General features: G+C 75.2%; 23 protein-coding genes and 1 pseudogene. 14 read left to right on the top strand and 10 right to left on the bottom strand.

The window, feature by feature from the left end:
- Positions 1-21: 21 nt before the first annotated feature.
- Positions 22-858, bottom strand: a complete 837-nt coding sequence (locus ASD33_RS21800) for a methyltransferase domain-containing protein (RefSeq protein WP_056563228.1) — start codon at positions 856-858, stop codon at positions 22-24.
- 74 nt (positions 859-932) lie between these two features.
- On the bottom strand, positions 933-1634 hold the full coding sequence (locus ASD33_RS21795; RefSeq protein WP_199863562.1) for a GNAT family N-acetyltransferase: 702 nt from the start codon (positions 1632-1634) through the stop codon (positions 933-935).
- 236 nt (positions 1635-1870) lie between these two features.
- Between ASD33_RS21795 and ASD33_RS21790 the strand changes: the two genes are divergently transcribed.
- From ASD33_RS21790 to ASD33_RS21780, 3 genes are all read left to right on the top strand, one after another.
- Positions 1871-3067, top strand: coding sequence for a sulfite oxidase (locus ASD33_RS21790; protein WP_056562836.1), 1197 nt, complete (start codon positions 1871-1873; stop codon positions 3065-3067).
- Between the two features lie 82 nt (positions 3068-3149).
- The gene (locus tag ASD33_RS21785; protein WP_056562833.1) at positions 3150-4382 is read left to right on the top strand and encodes an aminotransferase class I/II-fold pyridoxal phosphate-dependent enzyme; all 1233 of its coding nucleotides are present in this window, start codon (positions 3150-3152) and stop codon (positions 4380-4382) included.
- A gap of 334 nt (positions 4383-4716) precedes the next feature.
- Entirely contained in the window at positions 4717-5784 is a 1068-nt protein-coding gene (locus tag ASD33_RS21780; protein ID WP_056562830.1) for an MBL fold metallo-hydrolase, read from the top strand.
- Here the strand turns inward: ASD33_RS21780 and ASD33_RS21775 are convergent.
- Both ASD33_RS21775 and ASD33_RS21770 read right to left on the bottom strand, forming a co-directional pair.
- On the bottom strand, positions 5764-6426 hold the full coding sequence (locus tag ASD33_RS21775) for a VTT domain-containing protein (RefSeq protein ID WP_079044919.1): 663 nt from the start codon (positions 6424-6426) through the stop codon (positions 5764-5766). The two genes, ASD33_RS21780 and ASD33_RS21775, sit on opposite strands and share 21 nt — an antisense overlap.
- A complete protein-coding gene (locus ASD33_RS21770) occupies positions 6423-7202 on the bottom strand; it encodes an MBL fold metallo-hydrolase (RefSeq protein ID WP_056562827.1) in 780 nt (259 codons plus the stop codon). The genes ASD33_RS21775 and ASD33_RS21770 overlap by 4 nt, the downstream gene beginning before the upstream one ends.
- Before the next feature lie 136 nt (positions 7203-7338).
- Between ASD33_RS21770 and ASD33_RS21765 the strand changes: the two genes are divergently transcribed.
- From ASD33_RS21765 to ASD33_RS21740, 6 genes are all read left to right on the top strand, one after another.
- Positions 7339-7743: a hypothetical protein gene (locus ASD33_RS21765; protein ID WP_056562824.1), complete on the top strand. Its 405-nt coding sequence runs from the start codon at positions 7339-7341 to the stop codon at positions 7741-7743.
- 164 nt (positions 7744-7907) lie between these two features.
- Positions 7908-10103 (top strand): phage holin family protein, encoded by a 2196-nt coding sequence (locus ASD33_RS21760; RefSeq protein ID WP_056562821.1) that lies wholly within the window; start codon positions 7908-7910, stop codon positions 10101-10103.
- 261 nt (positions 10104-10364) lie between these two features.
- On the top strand, positions 10365-11687 hold the full coding sequence (locus ASD33_RS21755) for an amino acid permease (protein ID WP_242427167.1): 1323 nt from the start codon (positions 10365-10367) through the stop codon (positions 11685-11687).
- A gap of 126 nt (positions 11688-11813) precedes the next feature.
- Positions 11814-12197, top strand: a complete 384-nt coding sequence (locus tag ASD33_RS21750) for a hypothetical protein (RefSeq protein ID WP_056562818.1) — start codon at positions 11814-11816, stop codon at positions 12195-12197.
- Between the two features lie 62 nt (positions 12198-12259).
- Positions 12260-12457, top strand: a complete 198-nt coding sequence (locus ASD33_RS21745) for a hypothetical protein (RefSeq protein ID WP_056562815.1) — start codon at positions 12260-12262, stop codon at positions 12455-12457.
- Between the two features lie 76 nt (positions 12458-12533).
- The gene (locus tag ASD33_RS21740) at positions 12534-14396 is read left to right on the top strand and encodes an alpha/beta-hydrolase family protein (protein ID WP_079044917.1); all 1863 of its coding nucleotides are present in this window, start codon (positions 12534-12536) and stop codon (positions 14394-14396) included.
- 152 nt (positions 14397-14548) lie between these two features.
- Here the strand turns inward: ASD33_RS21740 and ASD33_RS21735 are convergent, their stop codons facing one another.
- Positions 14549-15382: an IclR family transcriptional regulator C-terminal domain-containing protein gene (locus ASD33_RS21735; RefSeq protein WP_063991986.1), complete on the bottom strand. Its 834-nt coding sequence runs from the start codon at positions 15380-15382 to the stop codon at positions 14549-14551.
- A gap of 175 nt (positions 15383-15557) precedes the next feature.
- The gene (locus ASD33_RS21730) at positions 15558-16844 is read right to left on the bottom strand and encodes a low temperature requirement protein A (RefSeq protein ID WP_277922097.1); all 1287 of its coding nucleotides are present in this window, start codon (positions 16842-16844) and stop codon (positions 15558-15560) included.
- Positions 16845-17128: 284 nt separating this feature from the next.
- Between ASD33_RS21730 and ASD33_RS36445 the strand changes: the two are divergent.
- Positions 17129-17548, top strand: a pseudogene (locus ASD33_RS36445) (hypothetical protein); the annotation flags it as partial.
- A 72-nt stretch (positions 17549-17620) separates the two neighbouring features.
- Here the strand turns inward: ASD33_RS36445 and ASD33_RS21720 are convergent.
- A complete protein-coding gene (locus ASD33_RS21720) occupies positions 17621-18445 on the bottom strand; it encodes a helix-turn-helix transcriptional regulator (protein WP_056562808.1) in 825 nt (274 codons plus the stop codon).
- Between the two features lie 90 nt (positions 18446-18535).
- On the opposite strand from ASD33_RS21720, the gene ASD33_RS21715 reads away from it, so the two are divergent.
- Positions 18536-18841: a 4a-hydroxytetrahydrobiopterin dehydratase gene (locus ASD33_RS21715; RefSeq protein WP_056562805.1), complete on the top strand. Its 306-nt coding sequence runs from the start codon at positions 18536-18538 to the stop codon at positions 18839-18841.
- Positions 18842-18895: 54 nt separating this feature from the next.
- Entirely contained in the window at positions 18896-19633 is a 738-nt protein-coding gene (locus ASD33_RS21710) for a class I SAM-dependent methyltransferase (RefSeq protein ID WP_056563218.1), read from the top strand.
- Here the strand turns inward: ASD33_RS21710 and ASD33_RS36830 are convergent.
- Entirely contained in the window at positions 19620-19754 is a 135-nt protein-coding gene (locus tag ASD33_RS36830) for a hypothetical protein (RefSeq protein ID WP_277922096.1), read from the bottom strand. The two genes, ASD33_RS21710 and ASD33_RS36830, sit on opposite strands and share 14 nt — an antisense overlap.
- A gap of 31 nt (positions 19755-19785) precedes the next feature.
- The gene (locus ASD33_RS21705; RefSeq protein WP_056562802.1) at positions 19786-20265 is read right to left on the bottom strand and encodes a hypothetical protein; all 480 of its coding nucleotides are present in this window, start codon (positions 20263-20265) and stop codon (positions 19786-19788) included.
- 39 nt (positions 20266-20304) lie between these two features.
- Between ASD33_RS21705 and ASD33_RS21700 the strand changes: the two genes are divergently transcribed.
- Complete coding sequence (locus ASD33_RS21700; RefSeq protein WP_056562799.1) at positions 20305-21255, top strand: YafY family protein; 951 nt, start codon at positions 20305-20307, stop codon at positions 21253-21255.
- 59 nt (positions 21256-21314) lie between these two features.
- On the opposite strand, the gene ASD33_RS21695 is transcribed toward ASD33_RS21700, so the two are convergent.
- Positions 21315-22232, bottom strand: a complete 918-nt coding sequence (locus ASD33_RS21695) for an NmrA family transcriptional regulator (RefSeq protein WP_056562796.1) — start codon at positions 22230-22232, stop codon at positions 21315-21317.
- Between the two features lie 95 nt (positions 22233-22327).
- Here ASD33_RS21695 and ASD33_RS21690 point away from each other — a divergent pair, with 95 nt between their 5' ends.
- A complete protein-coding gene (locus tag ASD33_RS21690) occupies positions 22328-23260 on the top strand; it encodes an AraC family transcriptional regulator (RefSeq protein WP_056562794.1) in 933 nt (310 codons plus the stop codon).
- The last annotated feature ends 23 nt before the right edge of the window (positions 23261-23283 follow it).

Genomic DNA, 23283 nt, shown 5'->3' with positions numbered 1-23283 from the left:
GCCCGGCGGGAAGCCGGCCGCTCAGTGCACCCGGCACACGATCTCGCCGTGCGGGGTCATGAACCAGGCGTCCTCGTCGGCGCCCCACGCGCGCCAGGCCTCCGCCACGGACGCCAGTTCCTCTTTCGTGGCGTGGCCGCCGGACACGGCCAGGTCCGCGTAGCCGGAGTCGGTCGTACGGTCCGCCCACAGGCCGCTCCACCACGCACGCTCCTCGGGGGTGGCGAAGACCCAGGTGCCCGCCGTCGTCGTGATGTCGGTGAAGCCGGCCTCCCTCGCCCACGCGAACAGGCGGCGCCCGGCGTCCGGTTCGCCGCCGTTCGCGCGCGCCACCCGGTGGTAGAGGTCCAGCCAGCCGTCCAGGGCGGGCGATTCGGGGAACCACGCGAAGGCCCCGTAGTCGCTGTCGCGCGCCGCGACCACGCCACCGGGCCGGCACACCCTCCGCATCTCGCGCAGTGCCCGCACCGGGTCGCCCACGTGCTGGAGCACCTGGTGGGCGTGGACCACGTCGAAGGAGTCGTCGGGGAAGTCCAGCGCGTGGACGTCGGCGACCGCGAACTCGACGTTGTCCAGGCCGCGTTCGGCCGCAACGGCGCGCGCCTTCGTCAGGACGTCCTCGGCGGCGTCGACCCCCGTCACCCGGCCCGGCGCGACCAGCGCGGCGAGATCGGCGGTGATGGTGCCGGGGCCGCAGCCCACGTCCAGGACGTCCAGGCCCGCGCGCAGCGAAGGCAGCAGATAGGCCGCCGAGTTGGCGGCGGTGCGCCAGCTGTGCGAGCGCAGGACGGACTCGTGGTGACCGTGGGTGTACACGGCGGTCTCGTGGGCCGCGGAGGGGGTGGAGGCGTGCGATATGGAAGCGTCTCCCTCGGTGTGGGTGCGTGACCTCACCGTACCGACGGATGTCGAATGATGAGATAGGCGTCTTGCTATATGGACGTCGGGGGAGGGGTCGCCCGGTCGAACAGCTTTCGCTGGTATCGGAGTTCGTCGAGCATCACGCCTCCCGTCTCCTCCGTCACGACCGTGCCGTCCGCCCGCCAGGCCGCCGCCTCGTAGAACCGGCGCCCGCGCGCGTTCCCCGCCAGCACCCACAGCGCCGCCGTGCGGAAGCCCTCCCGCGCCAGTGCCTCCGTGGAGGCCGCGAGCAGGGCCCGTCCGACACCCCGGCCCCATGCCTCCGGCAGGGCGTACAGCGCCGCCAGCTCCGCCGCGGTCCCGGGCGGGAACCCCTCACCCCGCCACGCGCGGAAGCAGGAGAAGGCGACCACCCGCCCGTCCCCGGCGGTCGCGACCAGCACCCGGGGGCGGTCCGGCGCCGTGAGGCGCTCCCGCCAGGTCGCGGCGCGCTCCTCCGCGTCCAGGGCGTCCAGATAGGGGCCGGGGAGCAGGTCGCGGTAGGCGGCCCGCCAGGACCGGACGTGCACGGCGGCGATACCGGCCGCGTCCTCGGGGAGCGCGTCGCGGATCGGGATGGGCGGGGGAGCCGGGGTGAGTGGGGGAGCCTGAAGGAGCGGGGGAGGCGGGATGAGCGGGGGAGCCTGAAGGGGCGGGGTGGTCGGGGCGAGCGGGGGAGCCGGAGTCGACGCCTGCGTGTGTGTTCCGGGCTCTGCCCGTGTCGGTCGCTGCATGCCGCATTCTCGGACCCGGGGCGCTCCGGGCGCCTCCGTAATTCCACGGCCCGCCTGCCCGTACGGCCCCCGCCCGCCTGCCCGTACGGCTCCGCCCCCCTCACCCGCCCTTCCCGCCGACCTGACGAACCCTCGTGTGACAGCACCATGAACAGACCGTTCCCGCCGCCCCCGCGCCCCTAGGATCGGCCGCGCCGCCGCCCGGCGGTTCGTCTCTTCCCCCGCCGAGGAGTCCCGTGCCGAACCAGCCCGCGCCCGCCCGTCGCGCCCTGCTCAAGCTGCTCGCGGCGAGCCCCGCGGCCTCCGCCCTCGGCGGGCTCGCCGCCGCCCCCGCGCACGCCGCCCCCGCCGCCCCCGGCATCGTCAAAGCCCTCCCCGCCGAGTACTTCACCGTCCGCGGCACCAACGCCGAGGCCCGCTTCGACTCCTTCGCCGACACCGGGCTCCTCACCCCCAACGACCGCTTCTTCGTCCGCAACCACACGGCCACCCCCGTCCTCGACGCCGCCGACTGGCGGCTGACGCTCTGGGGTGACGGGCTCCACGGCCGCGCCCCGGTCCACTTCACCTACGGGCAGCTCCGCGACCTGCCCTCCGTCACCCGTACGGCCCTGATCGAGTGCGCGGGGAACGGCCGCAGCCTCTACGCGAGCCAGCAGGGCGAGCCCGTCGCGGGCACCCCCTGGACCCTCGGCGCCGTCGGAGCCGCCCGCTGGCGCGGCGTACGGCTCTCCGACGTGCTCCGACGCGCCGGGATCGCCCGTGACGCCGTCGCCCTCCAGCCGCGCGGCCTGGACGACCCGTACGTCTCCGGTGGCGTCGACTACGGCCGCGTGCGCCGCCCACTGCCGGTCGCCAAGGCCTTCGACGACGTGATCCTCGCGTACGAGATGAACGGCGAGCCGCTGCCGTACGACCACGGGTACCCGGTCCGGCTCGTCGTGCCCTCCTGGGTCGGGATCGCCTCGATCAAGTGGCTCGGCGACATCGAGGTGTCCACCCGCCCGCTCGGCTCGCCCTGGACCACCGACTGGTACCGGCTCTTCGGCGACGCCCACCCCGCCGGTGGCGGCGAGCCGATCACCCGCCAGACCATCAAGTCCGCCTACCAACTCCCCTTCGGCGCCGCCCTGGAGGCCGGCCGCGTCCACCGGCTCACCGGCCGCGCCTGGTCCGCCCTGGCCCCCGTGCGGTCGGTCGAGGTCTCCACCGACGGCGGCGCGCACTGGCGCCACGCCCGGCTCCTCGACACGCCCCGGCGGGACGGCTGGGTCCGCTGGTCCGTGCCGTGGCGCCCGCACGCCACCGGCCCGGTCACCCTGCTCTCCCGTACCACCGACACCGCCGGCAACACCCAGCCCGAGCGGGCCGTCCACAACACCCAGGGGTACCTCTTCAACGCGGTCGTCCGTCACCCGGTCACCGTCGTCTGAAGGGGCGGAACCTCGCGAACCTTCGTATAAAGGGCACGGGGGTGCCCGCCCGGCGCCCCCGTGCGCTCAGGAGGTACGCGACATGCGGCAGACGGCTCCGGAGGGCCGCGGCCCGGTACGCTACGGCCCTCCCGCCCCCGACACCGGCCTGCCCGTCCTCCCCGGACTCGCCGGCCTGCTCGCCGCGGCCGCCGGACGGACCGATCCCGAGCCGCCCGGCGGAGGCCCCGTCCTGCGCGAGGCCGCCGCCGGATACTGGTGGCGCCGCGGCCTGCGCACCCACTCCGAGGACGTGGTGGCCGCCCCCGGCGCCCCCGCCCTGCTGCTCGCCCTGCTCGCCGCCCACGGCGGCGACCTGTTGCTGCCCCGGCCCTGCCCCGCCTGGTGGACCCCGCAGGCCCGTCTCCTCGGCCGCCCCGCCTACCACGTGCCGACCCCCGCCGAATGCGGAGGCGTCCCCGACCCGTACGCCCTCCTGGAGACCGTCCGGCGGATCCGCGCCGAGGGCGGCACCCCGCGTGTCCTGCTGCTGTCCGTCGCCGACGACCCGACGGCCACCGTCGCCCCGCCCGAGATCGTCCGAGAGGCCTGCGAGGCCGCCGTCGCCGAGGGCCTGCACGTCATCAGCGACGAGACCTGGCGCGACACCCTCCACCACCCGGAGGACGCCGTGTTCCTGAGCCCCGCCGAGATGTGCCCGGACGACGTCACCGTCCTCGGCGACCTCGGCGGCGCCCTCACGCCCGCCGCCTGGCCCTGCGCCGTCGCCCGCTTCCCGCCGAACGACCCGTCCCGCGCCGACCGCTGGACCGACCGCAGATCCCGCGCCCTCGACGTGCTCACCGCCCTCGGCGCCGTCGTCGCCGGACCGGTGGCCCCCGCCGCCGCCCACGCCCTCGACGAACCCGAGGACGTCACCGTACGGGCCCGCCGCGCCGCCACCGTCCACGGCCGCCTGGCCGCCGCCGCGTACCGCGCCGTCCTCGCCGCCGGGGCGCTGGCCCGCCCTCCGCAGGCGGGACGCCACCTCTACGCCGACCTCGGTCCGCTGCGGGCCGGACTCGCCGCCCGCGGCGTCACCGACTCCCTGGAACTGGAGAGCCACCTCACCGCGCGGCTCGGTGCCCCGGCGGTCGGCGGCCACCGGCTCGGAGACGAACTCGGTGCGCTCCGCGTCCGGTTCGGCACCGGCATGTTCCTGGGCGCCACCGGGGAGGAACGAGCGGAGGTGCTCGCGGCGGACGACCCCCTGGAACTCCCGCACGTCGCCCGGAGGTTGGCGGAGTTCGGCGGAGCTTTGGAGGAACTCCGGTGACGATGAGGCCGAAGGGACGGGATCGGCGCCCCGCGCGCCGTACTCTGCGGCGGCGAGGACATCCGTCGGCACCGGACTCCGTGGCCGGACTCCCCACCTCGAACCGCGCCGAACCGGACCCTCACCGAGTCGACCCGGCTCCTCGCCGCACCCGCCCGGGACCACCCGTACCGCCCGCCCCGCCCTTACCGACACCGACACCGGCCGCCCCACCGCTCCTGACGGTCCACCCCGCCCCGGCCGTACGAGCCGCCCGACCTGCCCCACCGGTCCCACCCGCACGACCCGTCCGACCCGTCCGACCCGCACGAGCCGCGCAGAACGGAGCCCGCAGATGACCGAACGTACGGCGCACCCCGCGCGGGCACCACAGACCCCGCACCACCCGCCCGCCGGGCCACCCACCGCTCCCGGCGCGCCCGCCCCCGCCCCCGCCCCCCTCCTCCAGCCCGTCGGGCGGCTGCGCTGGGACTGGCCCCGGAGCTTCGCCGACCGGCTGACCGCACCCCTCCCCGGAGTCCGCGCCCTGGCCCGCCTCGCCCGGGAGGGCGCCGTACGGCCCCGCCCCGAGGGGCTCCGTGACATCCCCCTGCTCCCCTTCGAGCCGGGTCCGATGCCGGCCGCCGGGCCCGACACCCTCGCCATCACCTGGGCGGGGCATGCGAGTTGGGTGCTGCGCATCGGCGGGCTCACCGTCCTCACCGACCCGGTCTGGTCCCGTCGGATCTTCGGCACCCCCGCCCGGCTCACCCCCGTCGGCGTCCGCTGGGAGGACCTGCCGGCCGTCGACGCCGTCGTCATCAGCCACAACCACTTCGACCACCTCGACGCCCCCACCCTCAAACGGCTGCCCCGGGACACCCCGCTCTTCGTCCCGGCGGGTCTCGGCCGCTGGTTCGCCCGCCGCCGGTTCAGCCGGGTCACCGAACTCGACTGGTGGGAGGCGGCCGAACTCGACGGCGTGCGCTTCGACTTCGTCCCCGCGCACCACTGGTCCAAGCGCACCCTCCTGGACACCTGCCGTTCCCTGTGGGGCGGTTGGGTGCTCACCGACCGCGCGGGGCGCCGTGTGCACTTCGCCGGGGACACCGGGTACGGCCACTGGTTCGCCGAGATCGGCCGCCGCTACCCCGGCATCGACCTGGCGCTCCTGCCCATCGGCGCGTACGACCCCCGCTGGTGGCTCAGCGACGTCCACACCGACCCGGAGGAGGCGGTCCGGGCCCTCCAGGACCTGGGGGCCCGGCGGATGGCGCCGATGCACTGGGCCACCTTCGTCCTGTCCTCCGAGCCCGTCCTCGAACCGCTCGCCCGGGTCAGGGCCGCCTGGGAACGGGCCGGGCTGCCCCGCGAGGACCTGTGGGACCTGCCGGTGGGCGGTTCACGGGTGCTCGTGCCCTGACACCACGTCCACCTTCGGCGCGCGGACCCGACGCCACAGCGCGGGCACCGCGCTGACCAGCAGGGTCAGGCCCACCGCCGCGACGACCCCCTGCCACGGCTCGGGGAAGAGGGAACCGCCCAGGATCCCGATCAGCTGGTACGTCGCCGCCCACGCCAGACAGGCCGCGATGTCCCCGCGGACGAAACGACGCAGCGGCATCTCCGAGAGCAGGCACGCCAGCATCACCGGGATGCGCCCGCCCGGCACGAGCCGGGACAGGACGAGCACGGACACCTGATGGGTGTCGAGCCGCTCCTGCGCCTGGGCCAGCCGCTCCGGCGTGACCCGGCCGCGCAGCGCCGCGAGCCACCGCGAACCGTTGCGGGACCGGACCCCGCGCTGCCCGAGCCAGTACAGGGCCGCGTCACCGAGGCAGGCGGCGAAGGACGCCACCAGGAAGACGAAGAGCAGCGAGAGCGGCGAGGACTGGTGGAAGGCGACCACGGCCGCCGAACTGACGATCGCACCCGTCGGCACGACCGGCACCAGCGCGCCGAGCGCCACGAGCAGGAACAGCGAGGGATACCCCACGGCCTGCTGCGTCGACTCCGGCGGCAGCTCCCGCACGGAGGCCACGATCCGGGTGAACCCGTCGATCACCGGGCGACCTCCGGCCGCACCCGTTCGCCGTGGCCGAGCAGGTGGACCGCCACCTTCGGCGCGAGCCGGGCCGCGTGCCGTACGAACTCGTCGCCCGGCGAGTGGAACTCGTGCGGCCGCACCCCGTCGAGCCCGATCGGCCAGTACGTGCCGTAGTGCACCGGCACCGCCGCGGCCGGCGACAGCGCGGCGAGCGCCTGCGCGGCCCGGCCCGCGTCGAGGTGACCGTGCCCGAGATACGGGCCCCAGCCGCCGACCGGCAGCAGCGCCACGTCCACCGGGCCCACCGCCTCCGCCATGCCGTCGAAGAGCCCGGTGTCCCCGGCGAAGTACGTCCGCGCCTCGCCCTCGACGACGTACCCGAGAGCGGGCGCGCGGTGCGGCCCCACCGGCAGCCGCCGGCCGTCGTGGAGCGCCGGCACGGCCCGTACCGTCACGCCCTCCACCGTCACCGTGTCGCCCGCCTCGACCTCGGTCAGCCGCAGCCCGTTCCCGTCGAGCCTGCGCAGACCCGGTACGGCGGCCGGGGCGCCGCGCGGCACCACGACGAGCGTCCCGGGCGCGAGCCGGGCGAGCGAGGGCAGGTGCAGATGGTCGGAGTGCAGGTGCGAGACGAGGACCGCCTCGGCCACCGTCGCCTCGTGCGGCGGCGCCGCGCCGCGCCGCCGCCGCAGGTGCGCGAGCCGCCGCGCGAACAGCGGATCGGTGAGGAAGCGGACCCCGGAGTCCTCGACCGTGCAGGTCGCGTGACCCCACCAGGTGACCTCCACCGGCATGCCGCCTTCCGTTCTCCTGGGTGCCGGCCGCCGTTCGCGATGTCCGGGGCCGTTCCGTAACTCCGTAACGAGGGTAAATGTCCCGGGCGGGTGCCGGAGGATGTTCGGCCGTGCCGTACCGCAGTAGGGTCGGCCCATGGACGACGTTCGGGTGGCGGCGATCGCCAGCCTCACCCCGCTCGAAGAGCTGGACAGCGAACCCTTCCTTGTGGACACACGCGGTCAGCACGCGGTGTGCGCCCGCTGGGCCGAGGACAAGGGATACGTGGTCGCCCGCCAGCTGCTGTTCTACGGCATCCGGCCCGACCACGAGGCCCTCTGGGCGGACGTGGAGGCGGGGGCGGTCGACCTCTTCGTCGCCGCCAACGAGCGGGTGCTCGCGCGCGCGGTGACCTCCGTGCCCGGATTCCGGGCCGAATGCGAACGGCGGGGGGTGCGGGTGGAGACCGTCGCGGTCGACGAACCGGCGTACGACGCGGCGGCGAAGGCGGGGGTGCACAGACGGCTCTCCATGCCGACGGCCGGGTACGACGGGGCCTGACGCCGCGCGTCGCACCTCGCCCCTCCGTACGCGATTCTCCGTTCGACCTGACGCACCCGGGTCGACCTGACACACCCGGGCCGCTCCCCGTCACCCGTTTTCCACGCCGATCATGGGCGTTGTGCCACGCTTGAGGCAGGAAACGGGTGAAAGGTGTAGCGGGCGTGGGTGACGGGCGATGGGGTGGCGCCGACCGCTGGCGGTCCGCGGGCAGGACGCTGGCACGGGTGATCGTGGTCTGGGCGGTGTCGACGCTCACCATGCTCGTCCTCGCCGGGCTGCTCCCGGACTTCCAGCTCCAGTCCGCGGACGGTGACAGCTTCACGCGGACGGCGCTGACCGCCGCCGCCGCGGCGGGGGCCTTCGGTCTGCTGGGCGCGCTCGTCTGGCCGCTGATCGTCCGCGCGCTGCTGCTGGTCCCGGCGCTGGTGCTCGGCCTGCTCGTGTTCTTCCTCAACGGATCGCTGCTGCTCGTCGCCCTCTGGCTGATCCCCGACGGGCGCGGCGCCGCCGCCCCCGAGACCGCCGTGGTGGTCGCCGCCGTCATGTCCGCCGTCGCCTCCGCCACCTCCACCGCCCTCGCCGTCCGCGACGACGACGCGTACCGCCGCCGCCTCTACCGGCTGACCGGCCGCACCCGGCCCCGCGATGCGGGCGGGCCGGGCGGATCGTCCGAGCAGCCCCCCGGCACGGTCTTCCTCCAGCTCGACGGCGTCGGCCACCACGTGCTGCGCGGCGCCGTCGCCGACGGTCTGATGCCGACGGTCGCGGGCATGCTCGACGCGGGCCACCGGCTCACCCCCTGGCGCACGGACTGGTCGAGCCAGACCGGCGCGAGCCAGCTCGGCATCCTGCACGGCTCCAACGAGGACGTGCCCGCCTTCCGCTGGTACGAGAAGGACACCGGCCGGATCATGGTGTCCAACCGCCCCGCGAGCGCCGTGGAGCTCCAGCGCCGGGCCGTGCGCCGCACCGGGTGCGGCGGGCTCCTCACCTTCGACGGGGCCTCCCGGGGCAACCTTTTCAGCGGCGGCGCCGACCAGCTCGCGCTGGTCCTGTCGATGGCGGCCCGGCGCGGCCCGCGCAACCGCTCGCGCGCCGGCTACTTCGCGTACTTCTCCGACCCCGCCAACGCCGTCCGCACCGCGGGCTCGTTCGTCGCCGAGTGCTTCCGCGAGATGGGCCAGTCCACCCGCGCGCTGCTGCGCCGCGAGACCCCGCGGATCCCACGCGGCGGCACCTACCCCTTCGTCCGCGCCTTCGCCACGGTCCTGGAACGGGACGTCGTGGTCTCCGCCGTGATGGGGGACATGCTCGCCGGGCGGACCGCCGTCTACGCCGACCTGGTCGCCTATGACGAGGTGGCGCACCACTCGGGCCCGCACGGCCGGGACACCGACCAGGTGCTGCGCCGCCTCGACCGCTCGATCGCGCTCATCGCGACCGTCGCCGAGCACGCGCCCCGCCCGTACCGGATCGTGCTCCTCTCCGACCACGGGCAGAGCCCCGGCGAGACCTTCGAGGGGGCGTACGGGCTGACGCTCAAGGACCTCGTCAGGGCCGGGTGCGGGCTGCCCGTGTCGCGCCGGGTGCGGCGGACCCGGTGGGGACACCCGCAGACGGAGTCCGGGGGAGGGTCGGAGGCGCGGGACGCGGCCAGGGACGCCCTGCGGCTCGCGCTGCACCGGCCCGTGGACGAGAACGGCGAGTCCGCGCGGGAGCTGCCCGCCCGGCCCTCCGAACCGGTCGTCCTCGCCTCCGGGAACCTCGGCCTGATCTCCTTCCCGGACGTGCCGCACCGGATGACCCGGGAGGAGATCGACCGGCGCCACCCGGCGCTGCTGCGCACCCTCGCGCACCATCCCGGCATCGGATTCCTGCTCGTGGCGAGCGCCGAGCACGGCTCGGTGGTGCTCGGCGGGGACGGGTCGGAGGTGCCGGTCTCCGCGCTCGACGACGGGGGACCGCTGGCCGTCTTCGGGCCGGGCGCGGCGCGTGCGGTACGGCGTACCGACGGTTTCCCGCACGTCGCGGACATCATGGTCAACTCGATGTACGACCCGGCGAGCGGCGCCGTGCACGCCTTCGAGGAGCAGATCGGCTCGCACGGAGGGCTCGGCGGCGAGCAGTCGCACCCCTTCCTGCTGTCGCCGCCGGAGCTCTCGCCGCCGGTCGGGTCGGGGGAGGAGCTGGTCGGCGCGGAGCACGTGCACCAGGTGCTGCGGCGCTGGCTCGGGGAGTCCTCGGGGCCGCAGGTGCCGCTGGGGTCGGTGGGTCCACTGGAGATTTCGCCGTCCGAACACGAAGCGGAATCAATTCTTCCGGTGGAAGGGCCGGTCGCACCGGACAAAAGTCACTGATTTGGACGCCTGTTCGCCGTTACCGGACGATGGTCCGGATTTGTACGACGGAAGGCGCCCCACCGCATGAGCACGGCCACCACAACTCCACAGAGCGGGCCCGGCACAGGGAACACCGGCAACACCGGCAACGCAGCCGGCACCGAGAGCACCGGGAACACCGGCAACGCAGCCGGCACCGCCAACACCGCCGACACCGGCAAGGCCGTCGACGGCAAGCACGCCCGTCGCTTCGGGCTCCCCGTCGCGACCGCCCTGGTCATGGGCAACATCATCGGCGGCGGGATCTTCCTGCTGCCCGCCTCCGTCGCCCCCTACGGGACCGTCAGCCTCGTCGCCTTCGGCGTCCTCACCCTCGGCGCGGTCGCGCTCGCCCTCGTCTTCGGCCGGCTCGCCCACCGCCACCCGGCGACCGGCGGACCGTACGTCTACGCCCGCGAGGCCTTCGGCGACTTCGCCGGATTCCTCACGGCCTGGTCGTACTGGGCCACCACGTGGGTCTCCAACGCGGCCCTCGCCGTCGCCGCCGTCGGCTACCTCGACGTGCTGCTCCCGCTCCACGGCTCGACGGCCGCCACCCTCGCCGCCGCGCTCCTCCTCCAGTGGCTCCCGGCCCTCGCCAACCTCGCCGGCACCCGCTACGTGGGCGCCGTGCAGCTCGTCGCCACCGTGCTCAAGTTCCTGCCGCTGCTGCTCGTCGCCGTCTGCGGTCTCTTCTTCTTCGACAGCGCCAACCTCGGCCCCTTCCACGCCGGCGGCGAGAGCTCCCTCGGAGCCGTCTCGGCCTCGGCCGCGATCCTGCTCTTCAGCTACCTCGGCGTCGAGTCGGCCGCCGTCAGCGCGGGCGAGGTCCGCGACCCGCGCCGCAACGTCGGCCGTGCCACCGTCCTCGGCACCCTCGCCGCCGCCCTCCTCTACCTCCTCACCACCCTCTCCGTCTTCGGCACCGTCCCGCACGAGCGGCTGGTCGACTCCGACGCACCCTTCACGGACGCCGTCGACCTCATGCTCGGCGGCTCCTGGGGCGGCGCCGCCGTCGCCTGCATGGCCCTCGTCTCGATGGTCGGCGCCCTCAACGGCTGGACCCTGCTCAGCGCCCAGACCCCCTACGCCGCCGCACGCGACGGACTGTTCCCGAAGGCCTTCGCCCGCAAGCGGCGCGGGGTCCCCACCGTCGGCGTCGTCGTGACCGTCGTCCTCGCCTCACTGCTGACCGTCTACAACTACACGTCCGGCACCCAGCAGGTCTTCGAGACCCTCGTCCTCGTCACCACCTTCACCGCCACCGTCCCCTACCTGCTCTCCTCCGCCGCGCAGCTGTACTTCCTGCTCTCCGGACAGTCCGACCGGGTCCACCGCTCCCGCCTGGTCCGCGACACCGTCCTCGCCCTCGCCGCCTTCGGCTTCTCCCTCTGGTTGGTCGCGGGCTCCGGCTACGCCGCCGTCTACCAGGGCGTCCTGTTCCTCTTCGCCGGAGTGCTCGTGTACGCGTGGATGTCGGCCCGCCGCGTGCGCGCGGCGGCCGGGGGGCCCACGCCCGGCACCGCGACACCGACGGCCGCCGCGCCCGGCACCCGACCCTGACGGCGGGTCGGGGGCCGGAGGCGCCACCGCCGGGTCAGTGAAAGAAGGGCCCCGGCCGTAGGCCGCCCGGGCGGATCTCCCCTCCGGGGCGTCGGCCGGCGCCCCCTACGGGGCAGGCGGATCTCCGTGAGCCCCCAGCCCGTGCCGACCGTCGCGCCCGCCACCCCGGCGGGGCGTCCCCCGCGCCCGGAGCGGGGGCGGCACCGCTGGATCGCGCTGCTCCTCGTCCTCGCCGCGCTGTTCGGCAGCGGAGCCGCCACGGTCAGCGGCGGCGCCGAACTCCGGCCCGCGACAGCCGCCCCGGCATCCGACCCGGGCGGCGAGACGCACGACACCGCCGCGACCGAGGCCGGACTGCCCGGCCGCGCCCGCCGGCACCGTACGGGCCTGCGCCCGGTCCGGCCCGCGCACCTCCGCCGTGGCGGCCGCGACCACCGCGACGCCCCCGCTCCCGCTCCCGTGCCCGCTCCGCGCGGGGACGCGCTCCGGTGCGTGGTGATGCGCTGCTGAGAGGCCCCGCCTCCCGGCAGTCCCGACATCACTCACACCCCCGCACCACGAGGAGCTTCGCCATGCCCGTCGACCCGTTCGCCGTCCTCCAGGCCCTGCTGCGCGCCGAGGCCTCCCGCGCCCAGCGCACCGACCGCCGTGCGTCCGAGCCCGCCGCCCCGACCACCGCTCCCGGCTCCGCCCCGGTCCAGGACCCGGCGGTGTCCGAGCCGCGCGTGTCGCCCACGTCGCCCACCCGCCGTGAGGGCCCGGCGCGCTGACCCTTCGTGACGCCCCGACGCGGGCCGCGGCGAAATCCGATTGCGTACCGGTGGACGGGCGTACGAGGCTGTTCGGATGGCCTCGACCGACCGGAACACCAGCCCCGATCGGTCCGCCGGACCCGCGTCCGGCAGGGCGCCGGACGCCCTCGGCAGCCGGGACCCCGGGCCCGAGCCGGGTACCGGAACCGGCCCCCGCCCTCCGCTCCCGCGCCGTGCCGCGCGTCGGCTCCTCGCCTTCGCGCGCCGCCCCTATCTGGACCGCCGGGACCCCTCGTACCGCATCCGCCGGTGGCCCGACCTCGTCGCGCTCTGCTTCGCCACCGTCTTCTTCTGGTCGAGCCTCACGCCCTCCCTGGTGCCCCGCCCCTGGTACCTCCAGGGCCTCGTCGGCGGGATCACCGCCACCATCGGGTACGCCCTCGGCTCCGGCCTCGCCTGGATCGTCCGGCTCTTCGTGCGCCGGCGGCCCCCCGAGTGGCTGCGGGCCCGCTGCTGGCAGGTGTACTGGCTGCTCAGCCCGGTCCTCGCCGTCGCGTTCATCTCCGAGAGCGCCCGGATGCAGCGTGAGCTCCGGGTCCTCCAGGAGCTGCCGCCCTCCCTCACCTGGCACACGCCGATGATCGCGCTGATCGCCCTCGGCCTGCTGCTCGCCGCGCTCCTCGTCGCCCGCGCCGTACGGCTCGGCTCCGTCACCCTGATACGGCTGCTCGGCAGGCTCCTGCCCCGGCCCGTCGCGTTCGGCGTCGGCGCGGTCCTGTCCGCGCTCGTGGTCCTCGTGGGCGTCCGCGACGTGGTCTTCGACCGGGGCGTCGTCGACCTCGCCGACCGCATCGCCGAGGCCACCAACGGCGGCACCAAGGACGGCATCGAGCGCCCCGCCTCCCGGCTGGTCTCCGGCGGTCCGGGCTCGCTCGTCCCCTGGGAGGGCCTCGGTTTCCAGGGCCGCAACTTCACCGGCTCCACGCCCACCCGCGACGCCCTCACCGCCTGGAGCGGCCGGCCCGCCCGCGACCCGGTCCGCGTGTACGTGCCGTCCGCGCTGCCCGCCGCCTTCGCGGACGGACCGCCGTTCGCCGCGCAGGCCCGGCTCGCCGTCCGCGAGCTGGAGCGCACCGGGGCCTTCGACCGCGCGGTCCTCGCCGTGGCGGGAACCACGGGGACCGGCTGGGTGGACCCGAAGGTCGCCGAGGCCCTGGAGTACATGTACGGCGGCGACACCGCGATCGTCGCCGTCCAGTACTCCTACCTGCCCAGCTGGGTCTCCTTCCTGGTCGACAAGGAGAAGGCGGGGCAGGCGACCCGCGCCCTCCTCGACGCCGTACGCGACCGGCTCGACGCCCTCCCCGCCGACCGGCGGCCCCGGCTCGTCGTCACCGGCGAGAGCCTGGGTGCCTACGCCGTCGAGGCCTCCTTCGAGGGCGCCGACGACCTGCTGGCCTCCACCGACGGCGCCCTCCTCCTGGGCGCCCCGAACTTCTCCCCGATCTCCCGGGAGATCCGCCGCGACCGCGATCCGGGCAGCCCGGTCTGGCGCCCCCAGTACCGGGGCGGCGCCCACATCCGCTTCGCCCAGTTCCCCGAGACCGACCTCGCACGCCCGGCCGCCGCCTGGGAACACCCGCGCGCGGTCTATCTGCAGAACGCCTCCGACCCGGTCGTCTGGTGGTCGCCCGACCTCCTCCTCAGCCGCCCCGCCTGGCTCGACGAACCCCTCGGGCCCGACATCACGCCCGAGATCGCCTGGTTCCCCTTCGTCGCCTTCTGGCAGACCTCCGTGGACATGACGGTGTCGTACGGCGTCGACGCCCCGCACGGCCATCGCTACGGGGCCGGGGCCGTCGACGGCTGGGCGGCGGTCCTCCCGCCACCCGGCTGGACGGCGGCCGACACGACCCGTCTGCGCACCTACATCGGCCACCGCCCGGCGGCGTACTGAAGGACCGGCCCGACGCCGAGCACGCCGAGGACCGGACCCCGAGGGCATCGAGGCCTGCCCCCCTGACACCCTGAGGACCTGCCCCCGAGCACCCTTGAGCCCCACCCCGAGCACCCTCGGCCCGGACCCCGGGGACGGCCCCGTCCCGGTCCTCAGGGCAGCCCCGATCCCGAAGGCCGCTCCGGGCGCCACCGGCCCCCGCCGCCCGTCAGGGCGTCTCCCGGTCCCTCCGGGTCCCGGGGCAGCACCGTGAACGCGTGCTTCCGCAGCGCCCCTTCGAGCCGTACGCGCAGCCGCAGCGCGGTCTCGTCGAGCCGGCCGGCCTCGCTCACCGGGAGCGAGAACCCCACCGCCGAGTGGACCCCGCCCACCGTGATCGGCACGGCCGCGCAGACCGCGCCGAGGACGTACTCCTCCCGCTCGACCACCGGCGCGCCCCGGCGGACGGCGGCGAGCCGGCGCATCAGCGCCTCCTCGTCCGGGACCGTCCTCGGCGTCAGCCGGCCGACCGGCCGCCGGGCCAGGTACGCCCGGCGGTCCTCCGGGTCCAGCTGGGCGAGCAGGCACTGACCGAGCGCGTGGGCGTGGGCGGTGGTGCGGAAGTCGGTCCACTCCTCGACGGCGGGACGTAACGGGGTGTCCGCCACCGCGACGACGTCGACCTCGCCGTGGGCGAGGAGGGCGTAGTAGACGGGCGCGTCCAACTCCCCGGCGAGCGCCCGCAGCCACTGGGGCAGCCGGGCCCCGCCGCCCCGCGCGGCCCCGGAGAGTCGAGGGGCGGCGGGGCCGAGCCGGAACGCCCCGTGCTCGTGCCGCAGATGTCCGTCGTGGACGAGCGTGCGCAGCAGGTGGTACGTGGTGGCGAGCGGCAGGCCCGTCATCCGGGAGAGCCGCTTGGCCGTCAGCTGGTCGTGCTCGGCGACGAGTTCCAGCAGGGCAAGGGCGCGACGGACGGAACCTATGAGAGTGGGGCCGGTGGGAGGCATGGGGCCAGTGTGACGAGGTCGGTGGGTCGGCGCGCCCATGACGGCGGAGGGTTGTCCGATCGGCCCGGGAGCGCTACGGAAGCACGCGCGGATCCTCCAAGACGAAGATCGTTCGGGGCGGGCGGCCGAGGCCCCGTACCGCCGCTCCGAACCTCTCCGTACCCTTCCGCCGCGCTCAGGCCGTCTCCGCCGCCGCCGTCTCCGTCTCCGCCGCCGTGCGCGGCGCCCCCACCGTCCCCGCCGTCTCCTGGGGGAGCCCCGCCGGCTCCCCGTGTTCCGGTCCTTCGGACCGCCGCCCGTGCAGCCGTACCAGGCCCGCCGTCACCGTCGCGAGGACCGCGAGCGCGACCAGGGCCGGGACCAGACCGACGAGCGGCCCCGCCGCCAGGCAGCAGACGCCGCCCGTGGCCAGGGCGGTCGGCCGCCGGCCGGAGGTGCGCCGTACGATCGCCGCCGCACCGAGCAGGTACACGCCGACGCCACCGGTCAACGACCAGGCCACCACCCCGTGCAGGGGCTCGGCGAGGCCGTAGTGGCCGGTGTCGGCGACCTGCTGGAGGACCTTCTTCATGCCGAGCGCGCAGAGCACGACCCCCGCGACCAGCGGAAGGTGCAGGAAGGTGTACACATCGCTGGCGAACCGGGTCCGCTCGTCGCCGTCGAGCGCGGTGAGCCGGTGCTCGGCCGCCTCGCCGAGCTGCCGGAAGTACAGCCGCCACAGCCCCGCCGACAGCAGCAGTCCGGCGGCCGAGGCGCCCAGCACGGCGACGGTCAGGGGAAGTCCGGAGACGCCGACGCCCATCGCGACGATGGACTCGCCGAGCGCGATGATGACGATCAGACCGTGCCGTTCGGCGAAGTGCCCGGGGGAGTTGACCCGCCAGCCGGACGAGCCGTTGACCCAGATGCCGCCGTAGTCGACGACCACCGCCCCCAGCCACAGCAGGAGTTGGACCCGCCCGCTGTACGCGCTGCCGATCAGGAGCAGGACCAGCGGCGGCAGGACGGACATCAGGGCCGTACGCCGCAGGGTGGCGCGCAGGGCGTGGTCCCCGGGGCTGGAGATCCAGTACGAGGCCAGGTGCAGGACGCGCACGGCGCCGTAGCAGAGCACGAACAGCAGCGGCGCGGGCAGTCCGGCGGTCGTGGCCGAGAACACCTCAGGCACGGCGAGCGACACGATCAGGACGACGGCCATCACCGTGACGAGGACCCCGAACAGAGCGCCGGAATCGGCCCGTACGACGTTTCCCAGCCAGGCGAAGCAGCACCAGCACCACCACAGCAGCGCGAGCACGACCATCGCGCCGACCACCCGGAACGGCGACGGCGCGGCCGCCATCAGCGCGGTGACCTGCGTGATCGCATACACGAACACCAGGTCGAAGAAGAGCTCCGCGGGCGTCACCCGGTGATCGTCCGCGGTGGCCACCATCCGGGCCCGTTCCCTGTTCCACACCATCACTGTCTCCCCCTCCGGGGGACCGGTACCGGCCACCCCGGCGCGAACGATACCCACGCCCGGGGCCCGGAGGGACGGCGTCCGGAACACGGACCCGCCCACCCGGCCGGCCACCCCGCGCGCACCGCATTACCTCCCACGTAATCGACCCCCTCCGCCCCGCCCGGCATGCTCGTGACCACCGGAACCCGGGCGGCGCACTCCGCTCGGGCTCCGGGCCCGGCACCGCACCTACGTGCGTCGCGAACCTCCCCTTGAACGTCCCCTTTGGAGGGTGATCCGTCATGTCCCAGGCCCTGCTGTCCGGTCTCGCCCGTACCCCCCGGCCCCAGGCCGCGGTGCGTCGCTTCCTGGCCCTCGACGCCGTCGTCACCGGCGCCAACGGCATCGCCTACGCCGCCGCCTCGGGACCGCTCGGCGAGTTCCTCGGCGTCGACGCCGGACTCCTCCTCGAACTCGGCGTCTTCCTCACCCTGTTCGCCGCCGGGGTCGCCTGGCTCGCGAGCCGCCCGCAGCCCCCGGCGCTCGCCGTGAAGCTCGTCGTCGACGCCAACGTCCTCTGGGCCGTCCTGAGCGTCGTCGCCCTGGTCGCCTGGCTGGAGCCGACCACCGCGGGCCTGGTGTGGACCCCGATGCAGGCCACCACCGTCGCCGGCTTCGCCGCGCTCCAGTGGGCGGCGCTCCCAAGTAGCTCCGCTACGAGGGCGCCCCGGCCGCACGCCGATCGCACGCACCGAACGGCCCGGCCTGATCCGACGCGAATTGTCAGACAGGCCCTAGCCGCTGACCGGCGGCAGCGACCGGAGGTACGCGACCGTCTCCGGGTCGGCCGGGAGGAACGTCTCGATGGCCAGCTCGGCGACGGTCACGTCCAGCGGCGTGTTGAACGTCGAGATCGACGACACGAACGACAGCACCCGCCCGTCGTGCTCGATCCGCAGCGGCAGCGCGAAGTACGGGTACGGCTCCTCCTCCGCGGCCCCGCCCCCGGCGTCGTCGTCCGCGCCCGGCGGCAGCGGGTACGCCGCCACCTCCGCGTACAGCGCGCGCAGCGACTCCGAGCGCGCCAGACCGATCTGACGCTCCATCTGGGCCAGCAGGTGCCCCCGCCACTCCCGCAGGTTCCGGATGCGGGGCGCGAGGCCCTCCGGGTGCAGCGTGATCCGCATCGTGTTCAGCGGCGGGGCCAGCAGGTGCTCCGGCAGCCCTTCGAGCAGCAGCCCGATGCCCCGGTTGGCCGCCACCACGGTGTACGAACCGTCCACCACGAGCGCCGGATAGGGCTCGTACCCCTGCAGCAGCCGCTCGATGCCCTCCCGGAGCGTCTCCAGACGCGGGGCGTCGAGCGGCGACTCCGTATACCGGGGCGCGTACCCGGCGGCGAGCAGCAGCGCGTTCCGCTCGCGCACCGGCACCTCCAGGTGCTCGGCGAGCCTCAGCACCATCTCCTCGCTCGGCCGCGACCGGCCCGTCTCCACGAACGAGATGTGCCGCGCCGAGGAGTCCGCGCGCAGCGCCAGCTCCAGCTGGCTCAGCCGCCGCTGCTCGCGCCAGCCGCGCAGCAGCGGCCCCACCCCCGTGTCGCTCACGACTGTCGTCATGGCCAGACGGTATCCCAGAGGTGGACCCGGGTACGTTCCCCGGGGACGTACGTCCGTCACCCGCGCCACCCCTCCGGAGGGAGCACCGCCGTGCCCACACAGCCGCTGTCGCAGAAGGAGATCGAGGACCGACTGCGGGAGCTCCCCGGCTGGGCGGTCGAGGAGGACCGCCTCACCCGCGCCTACCGGCTCGACGACCACTTCGCCGCGACCGCGCTCGTCGTCCATGTGGCCAGCATCCAGCAGGAGCTGGGCCACCACTCCGACCTGACCCTGGGATACGACACGGTGTCCCTGTCCGTGAACACCCACTCCGCGGGCGGCGCCGTGACCGGGAAGGACTTCGAACTCGCCGAGCGCGTCGAAGGCATCGCGCCCGGCCACGGCGCCCGCTGACCCCCACCGGGTCACCGCCCCCCCCCTCGTAGGATCACGGGCATGGGGGAGACCGTGCTCGACTACGAGACCGAGGCAGCGCACTACGACCGGACCCGGGGCGGGGTGCCCCGGGCCGAGGCGGCGGCCGAGGCCGTCCTCCGGCTCGTCCCGCCCGGCGCCCGCACGCTGCTCGACCTGGCCTGCGGCACCGGCCTCGTCACCGAACGGCTCACCAGGCCCGGACTGCGCGTCCACGGCGCCGACGCCGCCCACGCCATGCTGCGGGTCGCCGCCGGACGCGTACCGGGCCGGGTCGTACGCGCCGACGCCCGGCGGCTGCCGCTCCCCGGAGCCGCCGTGGACGCGGTCAGCGCCGTCTGGCTGCTGCACCTCGTGCCGTTCGCGGCGGACGTGGTCGCCGAGGCGGCCCGCGTCCTGCGTCCCGGCGGTGTCCTCGTCGCCACCGTCGACAAGGACGCCGCCCATGACGTCGGCAGCGACATCGACGCGATCCTGCGCCCCCACCGTTCGGCGGAAGCAGCCTCCGACCGCGCCGGCCTGATCGCCCGTCACGCGGAGGCCCACGGCCTCGAACCGGCCCCCGGCACCCGCTTCAGGGGCCACGGGCAGGGCGCCACCCCGCGCGACACCGTACGGAAACTGCGGGCCGGCTACTTCGCCTCCTGGTTCACCGGGGCCGACCCGGCGACGGTCGAGGAACTCGCTGCCGCCCTCGCGGCGCTGCCGGACCAGGACCGCCCCCGTGACGACCCCCACTACCGGCTCGCGTGCTTCGTCAGGCGCGGCTGAACTCCCTCACCCAGTTCGTCACCCAGCCGCCGACGAGCGCGCTCGCGTCCCCCTCGTCCCTGCCGTCCGCCGGTGCGAACGCCTGCTCCCAGCGGGCCGTCTCCGGTCCGATCCCGACCACCGTCCGTCGAGGAAGCCGAAGCCGCAGCGCGTCACGCGCCCACCCCCGTCGTGCCGGACGGCAGCGCGTCCGCCAGGTACCCGGCCAGGTCCGGCGACTCCGGGGTCAGCACGTGCCGCACCCAGGCGTTCCGCTCGTGCCCCAGCGGCGGCAGCTCCCACACACAGCCGATCCACGAACGGTCGACACGGACGAAGTGCGCCGGATCGGTGTCGGGGCAGTCGAGGGCGGGCTGACCGGCGGCCGCGCCGCCGAAGTGGAGGACGTTGTCCCAGACCCAGCTGTACGCGTTGAGGTACGCGCCCGTGTCACCGCCCCGGTGCAGCACCACGAAACCCGCCGCCGGGGTGCCGTCGAGCGGCGGCAGGAGCTCCGGCAGCAGCGCGTACGCCGCCTTCTCCACCTCCGGATCGATGCCCGCCGGATCGGCCGTGACGTGGTAGCGCTTGAGGTGCCGTCCGCCGATCACGACCGGCGGCAGCACCAGGAGGTTCTTCTCTGCGAAAGCCATGGCTGGACTGTAGGAACCCTTCACTGACACCTTGTGTCAGTGAAGTCCAGCCGACTCGTCTCGATCCTCCTGCTGCTCCAGACCCGGGGGCGGATGACGGCCGACGGGCTCGCCGAGGAACTGGGCGTCTCGGTCCGCACCGTCTACCGCGACGTCGAGGCGCTGCACGCCGCCGGCGTCCCGCTGTACGGCGAGGCCGGGCACCGCGGCGGCTACCGGCTGCTCCCCGGCCACCGCTCCCGTCTCACCGGCCTGTTCGCCCCCGAGGCCGAGGCGCTCGTCCTCGCCGGGATGCCCGGCGCCGCCGACGGCCTCGGGCTCGGCCCGCACTTCGCCGACGCCCAGCTGAAGCTGCGCGCCGCCCTCCCCGAGCCGCTGCGCGAACACGTCGACCGGCTGCGGCGCCGCTTCCACATCGACGCCCCCGGCTGGTACGACGAGGGCGACGAGACGCCGTTCCTGCCCGAGGTGGCCGACGCGGTGCGCACCGGACGGGTCCTGGAGGTCCGGTACCGGCGCTGGAAGGAACCCACCGACGTGGACCGCCGCCTGGAGCCGTACGGCCTGGTGCTCAAGGCCGGCCGCTGGTACCTGGTCGCGGGCCCCGGGCCGCGCACCTACCGCGTCGACCAGATCCTCGGCCTCACCGTCACCGACGAGGAGGCCGGGATCCCGGACGGATTCGACCTCGCCGCCCACTGGCGGGCCAGTCAGGCCGACTTCCACTCCCGGCTCCACCGGGACGAGGCGACCGTGCGGATCTCCGCCCGGGGGGCCGCCCGCCTCACCGGGGCCGCCGCACGCGCGCTCGCCGCCACCGGCGTCCCGGAGCCCGACGGCTGGACCCGCGCCACCCTCCCGGTCGAGTCGCCGGAACAGGCCCACGACATGCTCCTCGGGCTCGGCACGGAGGTGGAGGTCCTCGCGCCGGAGGACCTCCGCGCCCGCCTCGCGGCGACCGTACGGACGCTCGCGGAGCGGTACGCCTGAGCCCCGGGCCGTACGGACCCCGGCGGAGCGGTACGCCGGCCCGTCGGCCGGAGCCGCGCTCAGGACGCGGACGCCGGACCGTCCCACGCCTCCGTCGCGAAGTCCGCGAACGCGCGCGGGTCGCGGCCCAGGACCCGCTTCACCCCGTCCGTCACCGAGGCGTTGTGGCCGTCGAGCAGCGTCGCGAAGAGGTTCGCCAGCCACTCGGCCTCCGGGACCGGGAGCCCGAAGCCCGCGAGCATCCCGGCGTACTCCGCCTCGGACACCGGCGCGTAGACCACCGGACGGCCCGAGGCGCGGGCGATCTCCGCCGCCACCTCCGCGAAACCCACCGGCCGGGGCCCCGTCAGCTCGTGCGTCCGGCCCGCGTGACGGTCGTCCGACAGGGTCTCCACGACCACGTCCGCGAGGTCGTCGGCGTCGATGAACGGCTCCGCCGTGTCCCCGGCGGGGAAGACGACCGCGCCCTCCGCGACGCCCTCCGCGAGCAGCCCCTCGTTGAAGTTCTGCGCGAAGAACGAGGCCCGTACGACGGCCAGTTCCACCCCGTCGGCCGCCTCCCGCAGAGCCTCCTCCGCCGCGACCGCCTCCGGCTCCCCGCGCCCGGACAGCAGGGTCAGCCGCCCCACCCCGGCCTCCGCCGCCAGCCGGCCGAAGGTCCGCATCGCCTCGGCCGCGCCGGGGGCGGCGAGGTCCGGGTAGTAGGCCACGTACGCGGAGTCGGCGCCGCGCAGCGCCGGGGCCCAGGTCTCCGGGGCCTCCCAGTCGAAGGGGGTGGCGCCGGTACGGGACCCGGCGCGGACCGTCGCCCCGCGCGCCGCGAGCCGCTCGGCGACGCGCCGCCCGGTCTTGCCGGTGGCGCTGGTGACGAGCACGGTCGGCGCGGTCCCGCCGTCCTGGGTGCCCGGGGTCTTCTCGGTGCTCGGGGCGTCGTGAGTGCCGTGGTTGTTCTGCGAGTTGTTCGTCTGCGTCGTCATGGTTCAAGACTCCCGCCCGCGGCCCCCGGCGCCCATGCTCCGCAGTCTCACGTCCCTGTGTCTGCGTCTCACCCGGCCGCCTACCCTTGGACCCCATGGACGCACTCGCCGGACTCCTCGACGGACCCCGCGCCAGGGGCGCCTTCCTGCTCCGCATGATCATGGAGCCCCCGTGGTCCGTGCGCATCGAGGACGGCGCACCGATCTGTCTGATGTGCGTCACCTCGGGCGAGGCCTGGATCGTCCCCGGCAGCGACGACCCCGTCCTGCTGCGGCCCGGAGACATCGCCATCGCCCGGGGGCCGGAGCCGTACACCGTCGCTGACGCCCCCGACGCGCCGCCCCGGGCCCGTATCGGACCCGACGGCACCTGCTCCACCCTCTCCGGGGAGCCGCTCGCCCAGACCATGCGGCTCGGCGTCCGCACCTGGGGCAACGCCCCCGACGGCGGCACCACGGTCCTCGTCGGCACCTATCTGATGGACGGCGAGGTCGGCCGGCGGCTGCTCGACGCCCTCCCGGACCTGCTGCACCTGCCCGCGGACGTGTGGAACTGCCCCCTCATGCCCTTCCTCGACGAGGAGATCGCCCGCGACGAACCCGGCCAGAGCGTCGTCCTCGACCGGGTCCTCGACCTGCTGCTCATCGCCGCCGTCCGCGCCTGGTTCTCCCGGCCCGGAGCCGAGGCGCCCGCCTGGTACCGGGCCATGGGCGACCCGGTGGTCGGCCGGGCGCTGCGGCTGCTCCAGGACGACCCCGCCCACCCCTGGACCGTCGCGTCGCTCGCCGCCAAGGCGGGCGTGTCGCGGGCCTCGCTGGCCCGCCGCTTCACCGAGCTCGTCGGCGAGCCCCCGATGGCGTACCTCACCGACTGGCGGCTCGCGCTCGCCGCCGACCTGCTGCGCGAGACGGACGCCACCGTCGAGTCCGTCGCCCGGCAGGTCGGCTACAGCGGGGCCTTCGCCCTGAGCGCCGCGTTCAAGCGGGTCCGGGGCGTCAGCCCGCAGGAACACCGCACCGGGGGGTGACGGCCAGGGTGCGGCCCCTGCGG

This window comes from Streptomyces sp. Root1304 (assembly GCF_001426405.1).
In the GTDB taxonomy this organism is placed as follows: Bacteria; Actinomycetota; Actinomycetes; order Streptomycetales; family Streptomycetaceae; genus Streptomyces.
The sequence above is the reverse complement of the archived record's forward strand: the minus strand, read 5'-3'. Positions and strand labels throughout refer to the sequence as shown.

Excerpts from the sequence above, each read along its gene's own strand:
- ASD33_RS21795 (WP_199863562.1), bottom strand. The coding sequence starts at position 1,634 with ATGCAGCGACCGACACGGGCAGAGCCCGGAACACACACGCAGGCGTCG.
- ASD33_RS21785 (WP_056562833.1), top strand. The coding sequence starts at position 3,150 with ATGCGGCAGACGGCTCCGGAGGGCCGCGGCCCGGTACGCTACGGCCCT.
- ASD33_RS21780 (WP_056562830.1), top strand. The coding sequence starts at position 4,717 with ATGACCGAACGTACGGCGCACCCCGCGCGGGCACCACAGACCCCGCAC.
- ASD33_RS21770 (WP_056562827.1), bottom strand. The coding sequence starts at position 7,202 with ATGCCGGTGGAGGTCACCTGGTGGGGTCACGCGACCTGCACGGTCGAG.
- ASD33_RS21765 (WP_056562824.1), top strand. The coding sequence starts at position 7,339 with ATGGACGACGTTCGGGTGGCGGCGATCGCCAGCCTCACCCCGCTCGAA.
- ASD33_RS21755 (WP_242427167.1), top strand. The coding sequence starts at position 10,365 with ATGGGCAACATCATCGGCGGCGGGATCTTCCTGCTGCCCGCCTCCGTC.
- ASD33_RS21745 (WP_056562815.1), top strand. The coding sequence starts at position 12,260 with ATGCCCGTCGACCCGTTCGCCGTCCTCCAGGCCCTGCTGCGCGCCGAG.
- ASD33_RS21740 (WP_079044917.1), top strand. The coding sequence starts at position 12,534 with ATGGCCTCGACCGACCGGAACACCAGCCCCGATCGGTCCGCCGGACCC.
- ASD33_RS21735 (WP_063991986.1), bottom strand. The coding sequence starts at position 15,382 with ATGCCTCCCACCGGCCCCACTCTCATAGGTTCCGTCCGTCGCGCCCTT.
- ASD33_RS21730 (WP_277922097.1), bottom strand. The coding sequence starts at position 16,844 with ATGGTGTGGAACAGGGAACGGGCCCGGATGGTGGCCACCGCGGACGAT.
- ASD33_RS21720 (WP_056562808.1), bottom strand. The coding sequence starts at position 18,445 with ATGACGACAGTCGTGAGCGACACGGGGGTGGGGCCGCTGCTGCGCGGC.
- ASD33_RS21705 (WP_056562802.1), bottom strand. The coding sequence starts at position 20,265 with ATGGCTTTCGCAGAGAAGAACCTCCTGGTGCTGCCGCCGGTCGTGATC.
- ASD33_RS21695 (WP_056562796.1), bottom strand. The coding sequence starts at position 22,232 with ATGACGACGCAGACGAACAACTCGCAGAACAACCACGGCACTCACGAC.
- ASD33_RS21690 (WP_056562794.1), top strand. The coding sequence starts at position 22,328 with ATGGACGCACTCGCCGGACTCCTCGACGGACCCCGCGCCAGGGGCGCC.